The 18,897-nt window shown below is 33.9% G+C and carries 17 protein-coding genes; 15 read left to right on the forward strand and 2 right to left on the reverse strand.

Features of this window, described 5'->3' with window-relative positions; genetic code table 11:
* Position 1: 1 nt before the first annotated feature.
* The 9 genes from H5V42_RS03930 (at position 2) to H5V42_RS03970 (ending at position 7,932) form a co-directional block, all read left to right on the forward strand.
* Entirely contained in the window at positions 2-1,420 is a 1,419-nt protein-coding gene (locus tag H5V42_RS03930) for a purine-cytosine permease family protein (RefSeq protein ID WP_185781828.1), read from the forward strand.
* A gap of 368 nt (positions 1,421-1,788) precedes the next feature.
* Positions 1,789-3,273, forward strand: coding sequence for a serine hydrolase (locus H5V42_RS03935; protein WP_185781829.1), 1,485 nt, complete (start codon positions 1,789-1,791; stop codon positions 3,271-3,273).
* Positions 3,270-3,764: a hypothetical protein gene (locus tag H5V42_RS03940; protein WP_185781830.1), complete on the forward strand. Its 495-nt coding sequence runs from the start codon at positions 3,270-3,272 to the stop codon at positions 3,762-3,764. The genes H5V42_RS03935 and H5V42_RS03940 overlap by 4 nt, the downstream gene beginning before the upstream one ends.
* 8 nt (positions 3,765-3,772) lie before the next feature.
* Positions 3,773-3,940, forward strand: a complete 168-nt coding sequence (locus H5V42_RS03945; RefSeq protein WP_185781831.1) for a hypothetical protein — start codon at positions 3,773-3,775, stop codon at positions 3,938-3,940.
* Between the two features lie 138 nt (positions 3,941-4,078).
* Complete coding sequence (locus H5V42_RS03950; RefSeq protein WP_185782257.1) at positions 4,079-4,429, forward strand: bleomycin resistance protein; 351 nt, start codon at positions 4,079-4,081, stop codon at positions 4,427-4,429.
* 111 nt (positions 4,430-4,540) lie between these two features.
* Positions 4,541-5,122 (forward strand): Crp/Fnr family transcriptional regulator, encoded by a 582-nt coding sequence (locus H5V42_RS03955; protein WP_185781832.1) that lies wholly within the window; start codon positions 4,541-4,543, stop codon positions 5,120-5,122.
* A gap of 80 nt (positions 5,123-5,202) precedes the next feature.
* On the forward strand, positions 5,203-5,616 hold the full coding sequence (locus tag H5V42_RS03960) for a DUF6326 family protein (RefSeq protein ID WP_185781833.1): 414 nt from the start codon (positions 5,203-5,205) through the stop codon (positions 5,614-5,616).
* A 386-nt stretch (positions 5,617-6,002) separates the two neighbouring features.
* Complete coding sequence (locus H5V42_RS03965) at positions 6,003-7,145, forward strand: DUF6090 family protein (protein WP_185781834.1); 1,143 nt, start codon at positions 6,003-6,005, stop codon at positions 7,143-7,145.
* 106 nt (positions 7,146-7,251) lie between these two features.
* Positions 7,252-7,932 carry a hypothetical protein gene (locus H5V42_RS03970; RefSeq protein WP_185781835.1) on the forward strand — a complete coding sequence of 227 codons (681 nt, stop codon included), beginning with the start codon at positions 7,252-7,254 and terminating at the stop codon, positions 7,930-7,932.
* A 101-nt stretch (positions 7,933-8,033) separates the two neighbouring features.
* Here the strand turns inward: H5V42_RS03970 and H5V42_RS03975 are convergent, their stop codons facing one another.
* A complete protein-coding gene (locus H5V42_RS03975; protein ID WP_185781836.1) occupies positions 8,034-8,804 on the reverse strand; it encodes a 4'-phosphopantetheinyl transferase family protein in 771 nt (256 codons plus the stop codon).
* Positions 8,785-9,324 carry a hypothetical protein gene (locus H5V42_RS03980; protein WP_185781837.1) on the reverse strand — a complete coding sequence of 180 codons (540 nt, stop codon included), beginning with the start codon at positions 9,322-9,324 and terminating at the stop codon, positions 8,785-8,787. Before H5V42_RS03980 ends, H5V42_RS03975 begins: the two co-directional genes overlap by 20 nt.
* Positions 9,325-9,808: 484 nt before the next feature.
* Between H5V42_RS03980 and H5V42_RS03985 the strand changes: the two genes are divergently transcribed.
* The 6 genes from H5V42_RS03985 (at position 9,809) to H5V42_RS04010 (ending at position 18,897) form a co-directional block, all read left to right on the forward strand.
* The gene (locus H5V42_RS03985) at positions 9,809-10,840 is read left to right on the forward strand and encodes a LacI family DNA-binding transcriptional regulator (protein WP_185781838.1); all 1,032 of its coding nucleotides are present in this window, start codon (positions 9,809-9,811) and stop codon (positions 10,838-10,840) included.
* A 162-nt stretch (positions 10,841-11,002) separates the two neighbouring features.
* Entirely contained in the window at positions 11,003-13,177 is a 2,175-nt protein-coding gene (locus H5V42_RS03990) for an alpha-glucuronidase family glycosyl hydrolase (protein WP_185781839.1), read from the forward strand.
* Positions 13,178-13,190: 13 nt separating this feature from the next.
* Complete coding sequence (locus tag H5V42_RS03995; RefSeq protein ID WP_185781840.1) at positions 13,191-13,931, forward strand: SDR family NAD(P)-dependent oxidoreductase; 741 nt, start codon at positions 13,191-13,193, stop codon at positions 13,929-13,931.
* A gap of 19 nt (positions 13,932-13,950) precedes the next feature.
* Positions 13,951-15,123, forward strand: coding sequence for a mannonate dehydratase (gene uxuA, locus H5V42_RS04000; RefSeq protein WP_206682537.1), 1,173 nt, complete (start codon positions 13,951-13,953; stop codon positions 15,121-15,123).
* A gap of 11 nt (positions 15,124-15,134) precedes the next feature.
* Positions 15,135-17,816, forward strand: coding sequence for a sialate O-acetylesterase (locus H5V42_RS04005; protein ID WP_185781842.1), 2,682 nt, complete (start codon positions 15,135-15,137; stop codon positions 17,814-17,816).
* Between the two features lie 82 nt (positions 17,817-17,898).
* Positions 17,899-18,897 (forward strand): GntR family transcriptional regulator, encoded by a 999-nt coding sequence (locus H5V42_RS04010; RefSeq protein ID WP_185781843.1) that lies wholly within the window; start codon positions 17,899-17,901, stop codon positions 18,895-18,897.

An 18,897-nucleotide genomic window follows, 5' to 3' on the forward strand; every position in this document is an offset into this window, starting at 1 on the left:
TATGAGTCAGTTTAACATTGAAGAAGAAATAGAGGATATTGCTGGCGGTGAATTTGAAAGAACGCCAGTACCACAATCCAAACTGAAGAGTTGGAAAAGCTTTTTAGGGATGTACGCAGGTGAACATGCCGCTGGAACCGAATTTGTAATTGGCCCATTATTTTTGACTACCGGTGTAAGTGCCTTCGACCTAATCATTGGCCTTCTGCTCGGTAATTTAATGGCAGTGTTATCATGGCGTTTTCTAACCTCAGAAATTGCGGTTAAAAGAAGGTTGACACTTTACTATCAGTTAGAAAAAATATGTGGGACAAAGTTGGTCGTTGCCTATAATTTAGCAAATGGTGTGTTGTTTTGTTTCTTAGCTGGAGCGATGATTACAGTATCAGCTACTGCTGTAGGTATTCCGTTTGATATGGAAATGCCCAAACTGACAGATACCATGCCTAATGGTGCTACTTGGATTATCATTGTATTAATTATCGGCGCAGTGATTTCTTTGATTGCTTCTAAAGGCTACGATATGGTTTCCAAAGCTGCCAATTGGATGTCTCCTTTTATTGTATTGGCATTTTTAGTTTGTGGTATCATAGCGTTACAACAATTAGGAGTCGGAAGTTTTTCAGACTTTTGGAATATCTGGGGAGAAGGCAGTGAGCCGTTTCCAGGGCAAATTAAATATACATTTTGGCATGTTTTCTTTTGGTCTTGGTTTGCCAACGCAGCCATGCACATAGGCATGTCTGATCTTTCTGTTTTTCGTTTTGCAAAAAAAGCAAGTTCTGGGTGGGCCACCGCTGCAGGTATGTATGTTGGTCACTACATGGCATGGATAGCGGCTGCTTTGTTGTATGCCGTTTATGTTCAGTCACCAGAAGCTCAAGCTTTGCTCCAACAAGGTGAAGCACCAACCGTAGCACCCGGTCCCCTAGCTTACAATGCTATTGGCGTATTTGGAATTATTGCTGTTGTATTGGCAGGTTGGACTACCGCTAATCCTACTATTTACAGGGCTGGATTAGCTTTTCAGGCCATTATGCCTAAAACTTCGACTTTTTGGGTAACTATTTTAGCTGGATCAATAGCTACAATTGCTGGATTATTTCCTGCCTTTGCCATGAAACTATTGGACTTTGTAGCATTGTATGGCTTTATATTGGCACCTATTGGAGCCATAATAGTTTTTGAACATTTCTTTCATAAACAATCCGGTATTATAACCGATTATGCTGAAAAAGTAAACTTACAATTTAATAAATCGGTCCTGTTCGCTTGGGCGATAAGTTTTGGTCTATTTTATTTTATATCCATTCAATTTGATGTATTTCTATCATTTGTAACACTGCCGGCATGGTTGTTATGTGGAATGCTATTCTTGGTATTCAGCAAATATTCTCAAAAAAAAATAGAATATGTTTAACACGATGATGTGGTAATAGAAACTATGAAATAAAGGTTAGTCTTATTTTAATACTATGTCTACTTAATAAAAACGATTGAAATAGACGCATTGGATTGTGGTTAATATTGAAATTGGAGATAAAATTCGAATTGGTTCACTGAGATATATGATTATGAGCTGCGAATAATATCACATTGCCAACAGGGTTTATAATTAATTGTAGCTTGAATTTTCGTGATTCTACAAGCTCAGCACGAGATTGAAAATCCTTATTTTTAAGCTAAGGTTCGATTATGGGCGGAATGTTGACTGCGTGAAATTCCATAACTAAATCATAGTTGAACCGTTACCAGTAATTTTGACCAAACCTTTCAAATCAATTTTTTATGAAAAAAAGTATTCTAACCATATTATTTCTAACAACCTTCCTCTCCTTATTCGGACAATCTGACGACAATCGTTTAAACGGTATAGAAAAAGAAATAGAAAAGTGGATGGAAGCATATAAAGCTGTTGGTTTATCAATTGCTATAGTAGAGAATGAGGAAATACTTTTTAATAAAGGATTTGGATACAGAGACCTGGAAAATAAAAAACCAATTACAGAAAATACAGTATTTCCTATTGCCTCTTGCTCAAAAGCATTTACTGCAACTTTGGTCGGAATGTTAGAAGCAGAAAACAAACTTTTACTCACAGATAGACCTACCACTCATATACCAAATCTTCAATTTAATACTGCCGAAATGAATACCTCAATTAGTATTTCAGATTTGCTTTCTCATAAAAGCGGAATAGGGCAACTTAACGGAACATTGGTTCTTTTTCCTGAAAATAATCGGCTTAAAATAATGGAAAAACTAAAATATATTAAACCTGAAGGTAAAGTCAAAGAAAGTACTATCTATAGCAATATGGCATATACTATTGCGGGTACAGTTATAGAAGAAATTACGAATAAGAGTTGGGAAGAAAACATTCAACGTAACATATTCTCACCTTTAAAGATGAACCATTCTTTTACTTCTCTAGGGCAGGCTAAGAACACAGGCAATTTTTCGTGGGGTTACGGCTTGTTTCAGAACAAAATCAAGAAAGTAAATTTTGAAGAATATTATGATTACAAACCAGCTGGTGGAATTAGAAGTACATCAAAAGACCTTGCCCATTGGATGTTAGCTTGGTTAAATGAAGGTAAGTTTGAAAACACACAGGTTATACCAGAAAACTTTATAAAAAATGCACGAAAGTTTCACAATTCTAGAGAAGGTGATGATGAACCTAATCTCTATTTTCAGGGTTACGGTTTAGGCTGGAGAGTGGAAGCTAGAAATGGTGAATATAGAGTTCAACATGGTGGTAATACATCTGGTTTTACTACGCTTGTAGTAATCTATCCCTTTAAAAAGTTTGGCATTACAATTTTGACCAATCAAGATGATTCTATACTGCCTTACATTATTGCTGATGCTATTCAAAATAGAATGTTAAATAAAAAAAGTGCGAGTGATTATCCGGTTGTTGTTCAAGATATTTATCAATCAAGTGAGATAAAGAAATCATTAAATAAAGAAAAACCACCATCAAAATCATTAGCATCATTTGTTGGAGAATATGAGCATAAAGGATATGGAAAGGTGAAAATAGTTTTAGAGGATGATAACCTCTATGCCAACTTTCCCACATACAAGTTCTTTTTGGAGCATTTACATTATAACATCTTTGTAATGAAACCATTACAAGATATCTCAGATATTTTTAACCCTGAATTCGCAGTAAACTTTAAGATGAATGAAAATGGAGAAATGGCAGACTTTACAATGAATCTGCAATCTGAACCAGTAGAATTTATTAGAAAGAATAAAGGATGAAGTTTAAAAAAATATTTACAAAGTCATTATTCTTTGTTCCCTGTTATATCATTTTAGTAGTTCTTTTTAATTGGATTTTTAAAAAAAATTTCGACCCAGTTTTCTTGTTCTTAATAGTAATCGTTGCTTCAATAATTACTACACTTTCAAATGTGTTTGATTACGATTATTTTAATGATATTGAACCCAAAGATTATTTAGAATCTCGGCACAAAACCAGTATCGATTATGATAAGAGTAAGTGGAAAAAGCTAGAGAACTTGGAAAACATAATACCCTACAAGCAAAAATTGATTGATAAAACGGATACCAGAATGGAATATCTGATAACCTTTAACTTTCTAAAAGGACAACTTAACACCGCATTAATTTTTACACATAACAATAATAAAATTGATATTCTAATTGAAAAAAAGCCCTTTTCTTTTCTCCCTGACAAATCAAGAAATTACAGAATAATCAGAAGGATAATGAACAAACTAAAAAACTAAAAAGTGTATTGAACCTGAACAATAAAAAATTTGTGACAATTGAAAATAAAAGTGGATTATCCTCTAACGAAACTATTTTTCACTATTTACAAAATGGGAAACTTAAATTGGAATTTGACTGGAATTGGTTGAATGATGATTTATCTGGTGGAAAATCAGCATATATAGAAATTTAATTAAAACCATTTGTAAGATAGCCTATAATTCATTGCAACTAAATTCTTAAAATAAATATTGCTATTAATAATTGACGCGTAGCAAAGTTTAAATTGAAGACAAAAAAGAAAGAAATAATAAATGTTAAAAATGAAATGATGCTAACTGATATTAATCCAAAATTGCCAATGCGCAACAAAGAAGTTACAAGAGAGTTTTATTTAAATAAGTTGGGATTTAAACAAATTGGCGATTATGATGGGTATTTAATGGTGCAAAAAGATAAGATAGAAATTCACTTTTTTGAATTTAAAGAGCTTGACCCAAAAACTAATTATGGACAAGTTTATATTAGAACAGACAATATTGAAGATTTATACCAAATGCTGTTGAATACTAAAACAAGTATTCACCCAAATGGACCACTAGAAATAAAACCCTGGGGTCAAAAAGAATTTTCTGTGCTTGACCCTGACACCAATCTATTGACATTTGGGCAACGTATTTAAATAAAGTACCAACAACAAAACTAATTCCTTATTACAACTAATTTTTTAAACAAAATTCTTGTAATAAATTATCTTTAGTTACAGCGAATATTTTCCTCATCTAAAAAAAGAATGAAAAACCTATTAATCGAATACATATCAGAGCATATTGAATTAAATGAGGATGAAAAAAATGCAATTGAATCGTTAAACATTTTTCATTCAATAAAAAAAGGAGAGGTTCTTTTAAAACAAGGAGAAATATCTCATAAAGGCTATTTTGTTATAAAAGGTTGTATTCGCTCTTATTATATCATAAATGGGGAAGAAAAATCAACAGCTTTTTATACAGAATTAGAGGGTGTTACCCCACATTGTGTACTAAACAATAAGCCTTCTGAGTATTATTTAAACTGTATAGAAGATTCAATTATTTTAATTTCAAATCCTGAAATGGAAGCTGAAATATTTCAAAAATTTCCAAAATTTGAATCTTTATGCAGAATACTGTCCGAAAAACTCCTAACGAAAAATCAAATTGATTTAGATAAATTCAAAATATCTTCACCTGAACAACGATATAAAAATTTACTAGAAAATAGACCTGACCTAGTTCAACGTATTCCGCAACATCAACTAGCAAGTTTTTTAGGAATAAAACCACAATCTTTAAGCAGAATAAAAGCTAGAATGCTAGTTAAGAAAATAAAATAACCGGTTTTGTTAACTTAAGTGAACGTTATACACGTTTCTTCCCATGTAAATTTGTATCCAACAAGTTTAATTTTTAGAAAATGAAAAACACTAAATATCTATTATCTATACTTTGGGTGTTTTTAACAGTTAACTACATCTTTTGTGATGTTTTTTCTCTATACAATTCAAATTTTTTGAATGCATTATTATCTGGTGAAGTTGATGATATTGAATTTACAGAATCATTCTTATTGTACTTCTCCTTTATTATGGAAATACCAATGTTAATGATTATTCTTTCGGTACTTATGGTAGATAAAATTAATAGCATTACCAACATAAGCATAGGGTTTTTAATGCTAATTATACAAATAGGTAGTTTATCAATAGGAACAAATAGTTTGCACTATATATTTTTTAGCGTTATTGAAATAGGTACATTATTTTTTATTGTTCACACAGCTTGGAACTGGTATAAACACACAGTAACAACAAAGAAAAACTACATATAATACTACCAGAAAGAAAATAATTTTATGGTAAAATATATTATTGTGCTTACTAATTAGCATAACATTCAGTTGTAAAAATATACTCCAACCAGCGACTGAAATAACAAACACTGAATTTCATAGATTCTTCGAACAACAAGGAGAAGGACAAATTATTGCAATCAATGACTATAGCATTGAAAACCAAGGATAGAGCATTAGAAAAAGTAAATAGTTTAACAAAATAACTATTACCAAAAAGGTATAAAAGCAATAGCGGTTTGAGTGTTAATTTAAACCGCTATTACTTTAATTTAGGTATCTTGTTTTCTAAACAATAAGTGTAGGCAATTCGCCAATAAGCTTATACCAGACCATAGTTCATCTTTAAAACCAACCAACAATCAATGATAAAATTCTTTAGAAAGATTAGAAGCAAACTACTTTCAGAAGGCAAGACAGGAACGTACTTTAAATATGCTTTAGGAGAAATTATTCTAGTAGTTATTGGAATTTTGATTGCACTTCAAATAAATAATTGGAATGAAAAAAGAAAGACCAATACTATTTTGGAAAATTATTACCATCAAATTATAACAGACTTGGCTAAAGATTACAATAGCATGCATTACGTTTTAATTAATTTAGAATCAAATTACTTAGCTACATATAATGAGTTCATAGAAAAACTCCCAACTCAAAACAGTCCAGAAGAGATTATTTTAAGTTCCGAAATACTTGAGTACACCACAACCGCATACACAAACTTTAACACTAATACTGTAGAAACCTTGCAAGCCACTGGTGATATAAAATTGATACCTACAGCTATTAGAAACAAACTTATTGAACTAAAGAATGACCAAGACAGAGCTTATAAGGCTAGTTATGATAATTATGATAATTTCTTAAAGGAAATAAGTAGAGCAACTGCCTTAGGGTACAATCCTAATATAATACCATTAACTGGTACAAGTAAAGTTCCAAAGCAACTTTATGAAGATTTAAAAATAGAAGATAATTATTCAGAAATAGCCCTAATTATAGTGTCATCATACTTTGCTAAAAATCTAGGGGAACTAGATACTTTTAGAAATTTAAAATCTTTACAAGAAGACGCAAATAGTCTCTTTTTGCTGATTAATAAAGAATTGGGTAACCCATATAAAGATATTGAAACAGTTACAGGAGACTATAAAACTTTAGACAAACTGGTCAACACAGGAAAAACTGTTGACGAAATTATTGCCGTGATTAAAGAACAAGATAGCGAAAACCCAGACTACAATATTTCAGAAAGCTATTTAAATTCTTTAGGGTATTATTACTTAAACACACTAAAACAGCCGAAAGATGCTTTAAAAATATTTGAACTTAATATAGAATTATACCCTAAATCTTGGAACACTTACGATAGTTACGGCGAATGCCTAGTGCGGATGGGTGATATAGAAAATGGTATTAAAAATTATAAAAAATCACTTGAGTTAAATCCAGAAAATCAGAATGCTTTGAAAGTACTTCAAGAATTAATTGAAGATAAACAATAGGTTGATTTTGAAGGAACCGCCTATTTATTTCAGATGGCTTTACAATAACTTTGGTGGTTTGGCTTAACCGCTTTTTTTACTATATATAATGTTTAACTAAATACAGATGACTATCCTGAATAAAATTTTTGGAAAAGGAAAGAATTTTAATTCTAACACCAAAAGTCTACATGGAAAAAGAGAAACACTTTCTCCTAACAGTATGGCTCACGGCTTTCCTATTCAGAAGAGGCATAGCGAAAAAATTATAAATAAAATTGTTGAAATAGAAGCAAAGGAATTTGTTGGTTCGTTTAGTGAATGTCACTTTATCAATTGCGAAATAAAAATTCGCTGCGCTGCTAAGTATACTTTTGTAATGACTAACAATTGTACGTTCGAAAATTGTTTGATATGGGCGCATAAAAAACAAATTGGTGGTAATTGGAATCCTATTTTTAAAGACTGTATATTCAAAGGAAGATTTGAGTTAAGGTTTGAAAACAAATTGATTAACTGTAACTTCTCGCAAGCCAAACTTAGCTATGTAGGGTTACTTAAAAATGAACCACTCCAAGATATTAAAGGGATAGCATACCCCACAATCGCCATACTAAAGATTAGTGAAAATTTTCAGGCTTGGGAGCAGATTAAAAAACCAGATGATTTTGAAGACTTGGTATGGACAAGCAAAAAAGACAGTGGTAGTATTATTATGAATTTAGAAGAACACACAAATAATCCTAAAGAATTATGGAATAACCTAAAAGAATTGCCTTATGTTCAAACCTCCACTACACACACTTAATCAGTTATATTTTACTCTTGATTTTATTACTATAATGCTTTGATTGACTACTAATTAATACTACTTCTAATATATTTTTTTAAAGATTTAGAAGATAAAATCTAGTCTACCTTCAGCACAGTTAAATCATTAATTATACTTTCAGAAATTGTTGGTTCTTTACCTCTAAAACTTGCGTAAGCCATTGAACCTACATGATTGTTACCCACCTTAAAAGAATTTACACAAAGTTTTTTAATCTGTTCAGAGATAAATATATTGTCTGTTCTATGGTTGCCGTTTTTCACGGGTATAGTTACCATACTATCATCTATACCCTTACCCGTTGCTTTTACAATAGCTTCCTTACGTGTCCAAAATTTAAAAAAAGTAGAAAGCGGTGTGCTGCTTTCTTGTATTTCGTTTAAATCTTCACCTTTAAAAACTCGGTTTAAAACCGATTGATAATCATACGATTCATCAATAAATTCAACATCAATACCCACTTCGCTTTTACTAATTGCAATTAAACCGTAAGTAGTGGTATGTGTAACATTAAACTTAAAATCAGTGGCCGCTACATAAGGTTTGTGATTGGCTGTTTTTTGAATAACTATATCCTTGATTGGTCTATTTGTTATTTGAGATAGCAGTAGTTTTAATATTGCCCTACAAATAATAAAGCGTTTACTATCCTCAACACGGATATAACGCTTTGCTCTTGCTTGTTCTTCTGTTGATAATAACGACGTTAAATAGGCTGTATCATTTACCAAATCTGTAAGCGGCAACATAAAAATATGCACGCACGGCTTTTCGCCTTGCAACGGTATAAGTGACTTTTGAAAAGGTTTCCAATTAGGCGTAATCTCATTAATCAGTAATTGCATCATAATTATCTAATTGGTATTGCAGCTTGCGCCCAAAATCTTCAACATTTGGCCGTAAGAACATGGTGTTTTGGTTACCCCTAACCTCATGAACACGAATATTTTTAACGCCTACTTTTTTCCATCCTAAAAATTTAGGTTCATGCACATATTGTACGGTATCACCCGCTTTAAATACATCTACAATTATATCTTGTGGCGTAATTTTATAGTCGAGTTCCGCGCTGTGGTATGCAAAAATTGCTTTACTAGAAAATTCTGGAACAGCTAACCAACCATGATATTCAGCTTCATTAGCTCCAGCATGAATTATATGTTTTTTAGTTCTATGTTGAGCTAGAAAAAGTAACCCAACAATCTTATTACCTAGTAAAGAAAAACTAACTATAGGTTTAAATTCTTCACTATAATTAGCATACCAGGTTAAAATAAAAGACTTAGATTGTAGTGTAGAAAAAGAATTACTTTGCAGGTAGAGATTAGTCCACTGTTTCTGAAAATCTGGTTTATAAACGTATGCCAAAGCTACATTTTCATTAAGTAATTTTGTTTCTAGGTTTAGGTTAAGTTATGTCATTAAGAGTTAGGTAAACAAGTCTCTTTTTAGAAAATTTAGCACAACTAATACTTTAAAACTTGCTTTGTATTTAAAAGTATAGGGTTGCCATTTTCTGCCTATAAATTTCATCTCATTTTAAAACGATTCTTTTTTAAATAAATTTAAAATCGTTTCATTTTATTTCAGTGAGCGCTATAACAATGATAATTTGCTTTGCAAATATTTTTCATTTTCCAATGCCTCGAAACTTTACTCGATAAGTTGTAGGAATTTATCTATTACTCTTTCCCCTCTTCTACAGATTTTCCTCGCCAAAAAGTAGCAAGTAAAAAGCCTTTTATTTTAGTTTGAAAACTTATCCGCTAACACTTTAACCAAATACTTTTAAGTACCTTAGATTCTTAACTATTTGTTGGATTTCAATAAAACGAAATCTTAATCTTTCTCAATGGAAATAAAAAAAGAAGTTACCATCTACGATCTTGCAAAAGAGCTAAATTATTCGCCTTCTACAATTTCTCGAGCTTTAAACAACCATAAAAGTATAAGTAAAAAGACCATAAAATTGGTCAAACAAACTGCTGAAAGAGTTGGTTACAGACCTAACAATTTAGCAGCTGGTCTGCGTAATAATAAAAGTAAAACCATAGGAATTCTTATTCCACACATTAATAGACCTTTTGTTTCCACTCTCATTAGCGGTATTGAAGAAGCCGCCAGAAAAGCCGGATATAATGTTTTAATATCACAATCCTACGATGATTATAAAAACGAGGTTAATAATGCGCATACATTGTACGATAGCAGAATAAGTGGCTTAATTGTTTCACTTGCAATGGAAACAACAGATTTTGCTCATTTTCAACAATTTGTTGATCAGGGTATTCCAATTGTTTTTGTTGATAGGGTTCCTAAAGTATTTAACTCGTATAAAGTTGTTATAGATAACTACAGTGCAGGTTATAAAGCTACAAAACACCTTATTGAAGGAGGCTGTAAAAGAATTGCTCATTTTGCCGGATCACAACACAGAAATGTGTATGAGGAACGTAAAAAAGGATATATAGATGCTTTAAAAGAATATAATCTACCAATAGAAAAAGAACTTATTATACCTTTTAAAACGTTAAGTTTTGAAGAAGGCAAAAAGGTTACAAAAAAGCTTTTAGAAATGAAAAATCCACCTGATGGAATTTTTTCTGCGAACGACACCGCTGCCGTAAGTGCTATTATATGTGCCAAAAAAATGGGCGTTTCTATTCCTGAAGAATTAGCCATAATTGGTTTTAACGATGACCCTATTTCTAGTATTGTCGAACCCGCACTATCCACCATGTCTCATCCAGCGCTAAAAATGGGTAAAATTTCTGCTAAACGTATTTTAGATCATAGTTTAAAAGATTTAGACAAACTATTATCTGAAGTATCTGTATTGAACACCGAAGTTATTGCTAGGGCTTCAACCAAACCTATTTCTTAATTTATGCTATTATTAGCTAAGCAAAAGGATATTTAAATTTTTACGCAATCGGTTGCATTAATAAATGTTTTAATTGTATATTCCGCTTAAATTAACATCACTAATTCAATATTCTTGAGTTTTTAACGTCATTTTTTACCAACTCTTTAAACCCTAACAAAATTGAAACCAAAAAATAACTTTTTACTACTTGTATTAGTACTGTTTGCTTTTAGCGGATATGGGCAAAAAAATGGCTATGACCTTTGGCTTAGTTATAAAAAAATTGATAACGAAACAATTGTAGACCAATACAAAAGTCAACTCAAAAACGTTATTATATATGATGCGGGTGAAACTACGGCCGTAATTGACTTTGAACTTAAAACGGCGCTCAAAAAAATGATGGGGGTTACCTTGAGTAAAGATAATTCACTTAATACCGGCAATTCATTGATAATTGGAAAAGTAAATTCGCTCCCTAACAACATAAGCAAAAATCTATCTTTAACTAATCTATCATCTGACGGTTTTGCTATACGAACAGTTCGAATAAATAACCAAAATAACACGGTGATTACCTCACCAACTAATTCTGGTTTATTATACGGTACATTTCATTTTTTAAATCTTTTACAACAACAAGAAAATATAGCACAACTAGATGTTTTAGATAATCCTAAAATCGATATTAGAGTACTAAACCATTGGGATAATCTTGACAGAACGGTCGAACGCGGATACGCTGGGTTTTCAATTTGGAATTGGCATACGTTACCAACATATATAGACCAACGATATATTGACTACGCAAGGGCCAATGCATCTATTGGGATTAATGGTACTGTACTTACTAACGTTAACTCTAATGCCTTAATCTTAACACCACATTATTTAGAAAAAGTAAAGGCTTTAGCTGACGTTTTTAGGCCTTATGGAATAAAAGTCTATTTAACCGCTCGTTTTTCTGCTCCCATAGAAATAGGAGGTCTTGAAACTGCAGATCCTTTAGATGCTAAAGTTATTGAATGGTGGAAGACTAAAACCGCTGAAATTTATAGTCTTATACCCGATTTTGGTGGATTTTTAGTTAAAGCGAATTCGGAAGGTGAGCCCGGGCCGCAGAACTATGGCCGTACACATCTAGATGGCGCTAACATGATGGCGTCTGTTTTAGCCCCACACAAGGGAATTGTTATGTGGCGTGCCTTTGTATATTCTGAAATTGACCCAACCGATAGAGCTAAACAAGCATATAGTGAATTTGTCCCTGATGATGGTCAATATTTAGAAAATGTCCTAATTCAGGTCAAAAACGGCGCTATTGATTTTCAGCCAAGAGAGCCATTTCATCCAATGTTTGGGGCAATGCCAAATACCCCTCTAATGATGGAGTTTCAAATCACTAAAGAATATTTGGGCTTTGCAACCCACTTAGTTTTTCTACCTAAGTTATTTGAAGAGGTATTACAATCAGACACATTCCAGCAAGGTAAAGGTTCTACAGTTGCAAAGGTTATAAATGGCTCTTTGCATAAAAATGATGATAAACTAACCGGTATAGCTGGAGTAGCGAACATAGGAACCGATTTAAATTGGACTGGACACTTATTTGGGCAAGCAGATTGGTACGGGTTTGGTCGTTTGGCTTGGAATCCAAATCTTGAAGCAGAAAAGATTGCAGATGAATGGCTAAGACTTACGTTTACCAAGGATGAAGAATTCATTAAGCCTATTAAAAAAATCATGCTAAAATCTAGAGAAATGGTTGTAAATTATATGAATCCACTGGGTTTACATCACATTTTTGATTCAGGTCATCATTATGGTCCCGGTCCTTGGGTTTCTAATTTGTCTAGACCAGAGTGGAATCCGGTTTATTACCATAAAGCAGATAAATTTGGTGTTGGTTTTGATCGTACAAAATCTGGGAGCAATGCAGTAGCACAATACGCTCCAGAACTTGCAGAAAAATTTAGAAATATAGAGACATGCCCAGAGGAATACCTCTTATGGTTTCATCATGTTGCTTGGGATTATAAACTTAAAAATGGTAGAACATTATGGGATAACCTTGGTATTCATTACCAAAAGGGTGTTAACCAAGTATCAGAAATGATAGAAACTTGGGAAAAAATAAAACCTTATATTGATGAAAATCAATATCATGAGACCGCAATGCGTTTGCAAATTCAACTTAAAGAAGCCATTTGGTGGAAAGATGCATGTATGAGTTATTTTCAAACGTTTTCAAAAATGGATTTTCCTATTGAAATGGAAAAACCAGCTCATGATTTAGCCTATTATAAATCATTAAATTTTCCTTTTGCCCCGGGTATTCGCCCTAGTTGGCACTAAATAAACCTAGTAAATGAAAAAAAGAGTTGCAATTGTAACCGGAGGTAATTCGGGTCTCGGTTTTGCTACGGCAAAAAAATTCTGTGATAATAACATAACTACCTATATCATTGGAAGAACCAAAGAACGAACCGAAAATGCTTGTAAAGAATTAGGGGCAAACGCAAAACCCATTTTATTTGATTTGGCCAATCTCGAAGATATACCTCAAATGATTGAAGAGATCTACCAACAAGAAGGCCAAATTGATATTCTGGTGAACAATGCCGGAATTAATATGAAGAAAAATTTCACCGAGGTTACCGATGAGGAATTTGCAAAAGTTATCCACACGAACCTATTTAGTGTATTTAGCATAACCAGAGAAGTTGTTAAAAAAATGAAAGTAACTGGTGGAGGTACTATCATTAATATCAGCTCTATGGCAGCTCAATATGGACTACCATACGTAATTGCATATTCTTCTAGTAAGACGGCTATTGAAGGTTTTACACGTGCTTTAGCTGTTGAATTAGCAGAATTTAATGTAAGAGTGAATTGTATTGCTCCAGGCTTTATAAAAACAAAAATGACGGCAGCTGCTTTAGATTCTGATCCAGCACGCAAAGCAAAGGTTTTTGCACGCACACCTATGGGCAAAATGGGTCTACCAGAAGATATAGGAGATGCCGCTTATTTTTTAGCTTCTAAAGATGCAAAATTTGTTACCGGAACGGTACTTCCTGTTGACGGCGGTAATAGCATAGGATTTTAAACCTAAGCTTATGTATACTTTGCAACAAAACATGCGTTGGTATGGACCGCATGATAAAATTCAACTTAGAGATATTCGCCAAGCTGGCGTAACAGGTATCGTAACAGCTTTGCATGAAATTCCCGTTGGCGCTATTTGGGAGGTAAACGATATTAAAAAACGTCAAGAATGGATTCGCGAACAAGGCATGGAGTGGACCGTTGTAGAAAGCCTGCCAGTTCATGAGGATATTAAGCGCAAACAAGGTAATTATAAAACGTACATAGAAAATTACAAACAAAGCTTGGCAAACCTGGCAGAATGTGGACTTAAAGTTGTTACATACAATTTTATGCCCATTTTAGATTGGGTACGCACAGAACATGCTTTTAAAAATCCAGATGGTTCCAAAGCATTATTATATGATGAAACCGCTTTTATCTTTTTTGATGTGTTCTTACTAAAAAGACCTGGTGCAGAACAAAGTTACATAGCTGAAAAGATAGCCGAAGCAAAAACATATGGCGCAACACTTTCCAAGGCCGAAAAGGAAAAACTATTTCAAAATGTACTGCTTGGCCTACCGGGAAGCCAAGATAATTTCACAGCCGAACAAATTCTTAACTTATTAGAAGCATACAAAGGTATAGATGACAATGCACTACGCGAACACCTCATCTATTTCTTATCTGAAGTAGCTCCAGTTGCCGAAAAATTAGGTATGCAATTGGCTATACACCCAGATGACCCACCGTTTTCTGTTATGGGTTTACCTAGAATTGTTTGCACGGAAGCAGATATTGAAAAAATATTAACCGCGGTACCTGTACATGCAAATGGACTTTGTTATTGTACGGGTTCATTAGGAGGTCAACCTGAAAATGATTTAGTACGCATCATCAAAAATCACGGTAAACGCATACACTTTTTACACTTGAGAAATGTAAAACATGAGGCGTACAGGCGATTTAGAGAATCTGAACATCTAAATGGTGACAATCCCATGGAGGCTATTATGGAACAATTACTGCTTTTGATGCAAGAGCGAAACATAAGTCTACCAATGCGCCCAGACCATGGTTTCTTGCACGATTTTGAAGGTACAGAATTATATCCGGGTTATTCTTTGATTGGGCGCTTAAAAGGGCTTGCCGAATTGAGAGGACTAGAAATGGGAATTGCTTATAAATTGAACAGTACAAACCAAAAATAACAAAGAAAACCATGAAGCTTGTAAAGCTATTGTTCTGGGGTTTATTTATGGTAACCACCAATGTAGTGGCACAAATAAAGCTACCACAATTGATAAGTGATGGTATGGTTTTGCAACGCAATGCTGAAACCACCTTATGGGGCTGGGCATCACCAAATGAACAAATAACATGTAGATTCAAAGGTAAAACCTATAAAGCCTCTGCAAATGAAGCAGGGGACTGGAGCATTGTTTTACCAGCACAAACCGCGGGTGGTCCACATAAGATAACCTTTATCGGAAAAAATAAAATAAAACTAGAAAATATCTTATTTGGAGATGTTTGGGTCTGTTCTGGCCAATCCAATATGGTAACGCCTATGGAGCGGGTAAAAGAACGTTACCCTACGGAGGTTTCCAGCGCAGCTAATGATGAAATTAGAAATTTCTTCATCCCCACGGTAACCAACCTTATTTCACCTGAGCAAGATTTACCACAAAGCCAATGGAAGCCTGCAGTCAAAGGAGATATCATGTCCATGGGAGCTGTTTCGTATTTTTTTGCAAAGAAAATTTATGAAAAATACAAGGTACCAATCGGCATTATTAATGCAAGTGTGGGTGGCACGCCCATACAATCATGGATTAGTGAGGATGGATTTAAAACATTTCCAGAAGACCTGAAAACTATTGCACAAAATAAAGATACCAGTTACACCAACCAATTTACAGTGCGCCCCACTAATAGAACTGAACAAAAAGTAAAGGATATGGGCCTATTGGCGAATCCAAAATGGTATAACCCAGAGGCGTCTACAACAGATTGGAATAATTTCTACATACCAGGCTATTGGGAAGACCAAGGAATTAGAAACCTTAATGGTGTTGTCTGGTTTAGAAAAGAAATCACCGTGCCAGAGACTTTATTAGAAACTGATGTAAAATTATTCATCGGCCGTATTGTAGATGCAGACGAGGTTTATGTAAATGGCACCAAAGTAGGCAACATTACCTATAAATATCCACCAAGAAGGTATACCGTTCCAAAAGGTGTACTCAAAAAAGGAAGTAATTCTATTGTAATACGGGTTACCAATTTTAACGGTAAAGGAGGATTTGTACCCGATAAAAACTATGAACTTACAGCCAATGGGGTCAGCGTAGATTTAATGGGCGAATGGAAGTATAAAGTAGGGGAGGTTTTTGGTCCAAAACCCAGAGGCTACAAACCCGGCACCTACAATTCTTTTTGGGCGCAGAACCAACCTACAAGTTTGTACAATGCCATGCTAGCTCCATTAACACCATTAAATGTTAAAGGTTTTTTATGGTATCAGGGCGAATCCAACTCAGGAAACCCAAAAGGCTATGGAAATTATCTTAAGGCATTGCTCAAAGACATGCGCAAGCAATTTAATGCTCCAGAAGCACCCTTTCTTTATGTACAATTAGCCAATTACCAAGATGTAGATTATTTGCCTACAGAAAGTAACTGGGCAACCTTACGATTTGAACAATTTTCCGCACTAACAGAACCTAAAACGGCAATGGCTGTTGCCATTGATTTGGGAGAGTGGAACGATATTCACCCGCTAAATAAAAAAGATGTAGGTGAGCGTTTGGCCCTAGGCGCCCTAAAATTAGGATACGAGGAAGACCTAGTCTATTCCGGGCCTATATTTACTACTTCAAAAGTAGTAGGGAATACCATAGTAATTTCGTTTGATCATATAGGTAGCGGATTGACTGCCAAAGATGGCAAACCTTTACAACGATTTGAAATTGCTGGAGAAGACCAAGAGTTTGTCTGGGCAAATGCAAAAATTATAAACAATACCGTTGTGGTTAGCCATGAACAAATTAAACATCCAAGATATGTACGTTATGCATGGGCAGATAATCCGCAAGGAGCCAATTTATACAATAAAGAAGGCTTGCCAGCATCGCCATTTCGTAATTATGACCCTATAGAATTAAACAAAAAACCATGGCAAGGCAAAAAAGCGGCGGTTGTGCTTACCTATGACGATGCCTTAAATGTACATTTAGACCACGCCATCCCCGTACTGGATTCACTAGGGCTAAAAGGAACTTTTTATGTTTCTACCTTTTCAGAAGCCTTTAGAAATAGGTTAAAAGATTGGAGACAAATAGCCAATAATGGTCATGAGCTAGGCAATCACACCATCTATCACCCTTGTATAGGAAAAGAAGATAGGCCCTGGGTTAATAAAAATTATGATATGGCTACCTATACCGTAGAACGTATGGTAGATGAAATTAAAATCAACAATACCCTACTAGAAGCATTAGATAACAAGAAGAAGCGGACCTTTGCATATACCTGCGGAGATTTTACCGTTAATGGCGAAAATACTTTTATTGAATATTTAAAAGATGATTTGGTTGGTGCACGTGCGGTACGTCCTCAAATGCATACCATTAACGAAATAGACCTTTACAATTTGGATAGTTACCCAATAGTTGGTGAAACGGGTGATGAATTGATTGCCTTGGTTAAACAAGCCATTGAAAAAAAAGCTTTGTTAATATTTCTTTTCCATGGGGTTGGCGGTGAACATGCCATGGACGTTTCTTTACCTGCCCACCGCAAACTATTAGAATACCTAAAAGCTAACGAAACCGAGGTTTGGACTGCTCCTTTAATTGAGGTGATTAGAAATATTGAAACTAACCTTAATCCTGATAATTAAAATCAATCTATCCTTTTTTAAAAGTAAGTCTTTAAATTTTAATTTAGTATCTTAGCAGAACAGACCAGAACAGTACGCTTAGATGGCTTTCAATTTACAGTTTACAATTAATCAAAATAGTACCATGCCTATTTATAGGCAGTTGGTACAAACCATTAATCAAGCTATAGCCAAAAGTCAACTAAATACGGGTGATGCACTGCCTTCTGTGAATCATTTATGTTCTAATTACAACTTGTCTAGAGATACTGTTTTTAAAGCGTATTCGGTGCTAAAAGAAGAAGGCTCCGTAGAATCGGTTCCCAACAAAGGGTATTTTGTGGCTAATGAGACCAGAAAAGTCTTGTTATTAATAGACACCTTTAAAGCTTACAAAGAGGTGCTGTACCACTCTTTTATAGATAGTATTCAAGAAAACACAATTGTTGATGTACAATTCCATCATTATCATTTTGATAATTTTAAAACCATCATCAACAATGCATTAGGTAAGTACACCAAGTATGTAGTAATGCCTTTTAAACATGAAGACGTAAATGCTACTTTATCAAAAATTAACCCTAAAAACCTTTTAATCTTAGATTGGAATACAGAATTTGAAAGTGACTATAACAGTGTATTTCAAGATTTTGGCCAAGGCTTTAGTGATGCACTACAACAAGCATTATCAAAATTAAAGAAGTACCAAAAGGTTAATTTTATTTATCCAACATATACGAATCACCCCGAGGAAAGTAAGCTATACTTTAAAAAGTTTTGTGAAGAAAATAATATCCCCTTCGCAATTAAAACCGAAAAAGATTTTAATACCGTAAACACTGGTGAAGCTTACCTAAGTGTGAGTGATAGAATTTTGGGGAAATTTTTAGCCTATTGCAAAGCAAAAGGTTTAGAGCCGGGAACAAACGTTGGGTTTTTATCTTACAACGAAACCCCAATGAAGCAATTTATTCATAAAGGAATTACTGTGGTTTCCACAGATTTTGAAGCCATGGGAAAATCGGCTGCTGAATTTGTAAACACCAATCAACCCATTCAACGAAAAATTCCAACAACAATTCATTTTAGAAATTCACTATAG

Origin of the sequence: Croceivirga lutea (genome assembly GCF_014235875.1) — a bacterium.
GTDB classification, from domain to species: Bacteria; Bacteroidota; Bacteroidia; order Flavobacteriales; family Flavobacteriaceae; genus Croceivirga; species Croceivirga lutea.